The sequence below is a fragment of the Oceanobacillus profundus genome, assembly GCF_003515705.1.
Lineage (GTDB): Bacteria > Bacillota > Bacilli > Bacillales > Amphibacillaceae > Oceanobacillus > Oceanobacillus profundus.
In genome coordinates this window covers 1-1,484 of record NZ_QWEH01000053.1, presented here as the reverse complement: position 1 = coordinate 1,484, position 1,484 = coordinate 1, and the positions used below count along the sequence as shown (strand labels likewise).

1 rRNA gene is annotated in these 1,484 nt (G+C 53.5%); it reads right to left on the bottom strand.

Annotated features, from left to right (window positions below):
- Positions 1–18: 18 nt before the first annotated feature.
- Positions 19–1,484: ribosomal RNA gene (locus tag D1B32_RS23470) — 16S ribosomal RNA — on the bottom strand; the annotation flags it as partial.

The window sequence follows — 1,484 nt, the reverse complement described above, 5'->3', positions numbered from 1 at the left end:
TTCCGTAATAATCCTTAGAAAGGAGGTGATCCAGCCGCACCTTCCGATACGGCTACCTTGTTACGACTTCACCCCAATCATTAGTCCCACCTTCGGCGGCTGGCTCCAAAAGGTTACCTCACCGACTTCGGGTGTTACCAACTCTCGTGGTGTGACGGGCGGTGTGTACAAGGCCCGGGAACGTATTCACCGCGGCATGCTGATCCGCGATTACTAGCGATTCCGGCTTCATGTAGGCGAGTTGCAGCCTACAATCCGAACTGAGAATGGTTTTATGGGATTGGCTTGACCTCACGGGTTCGCTTCCCTTTGTTCCATCCATTGTAGCACGTGTGTAGCCCAGGTCATAAGGGGCATGATGATTTGACGTCATCCCCACCTTCCTCCGGTTTGTCACCGGCAGTCACCTTAGAGTGCCCAACTGAATGCTGGCAACTAAGATCAAGGGTTGCGCTCGTTGCGGGACTTAACCCAACATCTCACGACACGAGCTGACGACAACCATGCACCACCTGTCACTCTGTCCCCGAAGGGAAAACTCTATCTCTAGAGGTATCAGAGGATGTCAAGACCTGGTAAGGTTCTTCGCGTTGCTTCGAATTAAACCACATGCTCCACCGCTTGTGCGGGCCCCCGTCAATTCTTTTGAGTTTCAGCCTTGCGGCCGTACTCCCCAGGCGGAGTGCTTAATGCGTTAACTTCAGCACTAAGGGGCGGAAACCCCCTAACACCTAGCACTCATCGTTTACGGCGTGGACTACCAGGGTATCTAATCCTGTTCGCTACCCACGCTTTCGCTCCTCAGCGTCAGTTACAGACCAGAGAGTCGCCTTCGCCACTGGTGTTCCTCCACATCTCTACGCATTTCACCGCTACACGTGGAATTCCACTCTCCTCTTCTGTACTCAAGTCCTCCAGTTTCCAATGACCCTCCACGGTTAAGCCGTGGGCTTTCACATCAGACTTAAAAGACCGCCTGCGAGCGCTTTACGCCCAATAATTCCGGACAACGCTTGCCACCTACGTATTACCGCGGCTGCTGGCACGTAGTTAGCCGTGGCTTTCTGGTTAGGTACCGTCAAGGTTGGGTCAGTTACTACCCAACTTGTTCTTCCCTAACAACAGAGTTTTACGATCCGAAAACCTTCATCACTCACGCGGCGTTGCTCCGTCAGACTTTCGTCCATTGCGGAAGATTCCCTACTGCTGCCTCCCGTAGGAGTCTGGGCCGTGTCTCAGTCCCAGTGTGGCCGATCACCCTCTCAGGTCGGCTACGCATCGTCGCCTTGGTGAGCCGTTACCTCACCAACTAGCTAATGCGCCGCGGGCCCATCTGTAAGTGACAGCCGAAACCGTCTTTTATCTTCTCACCATGAGATGAAAAGTGTTATCCGGTATTAGCTCACGTTTCCGCGAGTTATCCCGATCTTACAGGCAGGTTGCCCACGTGTTACTCACCCGTCCGCCGCTCATTCCATAAACAT